The organism is Pseudomonas orientalis (assembly GCF_001439815.1).
In the GTDB taxonomy this organism is placed as follows: Bacteria; Pseudomonadota; Gammaproteobacteria; order Pseudomonadales; family Pseudomonadaceae; genus Aquipseudomonas; species Aquipseudomonas orientalis.
Genome location: NZ_JYLM01000034.1, coordinates 1 through 560, shown reverse-complemented (window position 1 = coordinate 560; position 560 = coordinate 1). Strand labels below are relative to the sequence as shown.

Genomic DNA, 560 nt, shown 5'->3' with positions numbered 1-560 from the left:
CTGCCGTGGTTGCGGCTACCGGTATTACCGTCGCCACCGGAGGGCTGGGCTGCTTCCTGTTGGGCGCGGTGGTGGGCACGATTGTCGGCCTGGCCATGAGCAAGACGGGCGCAGACAAAGGCCTGACGAATTTATGCGACAGCTTCAGCAATGCGCTGTTTCCGCCCACGGTGCAGGCCAATATTCTCACCGGTTCCACCAACACGCTCACCAATAACATCCGCGCTGCCGGGGCAATCAGCTCTCACGTTGCGCCAGCGGGTACCGAACTGGAAGAGCCGGCGCCTGCGCCTGAGGCCAGCTACCTGGACATGGCCGAGAGCTTCTTCTCGCAGATGTGGCGTCCGACCGTCGCCACGCCTGCGCCCGGTGCCGTGCCCAAGCCGCTGGACCTGGTCGTGTGCATGAAACACCCGCCGATGCCACCCGCCTTTTGGCAACGGCCTGGCGGTGGTCCCCGAGGCACCACCCGCGCCCATCATTCATCGGCTGGAGCGCGATGCGGTCGGTCGGCTGGTTGCCAAAACCACCGACGATGGCCGCACCGAGTCAGCTACGAC

The 560-nt window shown here is 65.4% G+C and carries 1 protein-coding gene; it reads left to right on the top strand.

The window, feature by feature from the left end:
- The coding region (locus TU82_RS28980; RefSeq protein WP_428838897.1) for a hypothetical protein at positions 1-560 on the top strand (560 nt) is incomplete at both ends.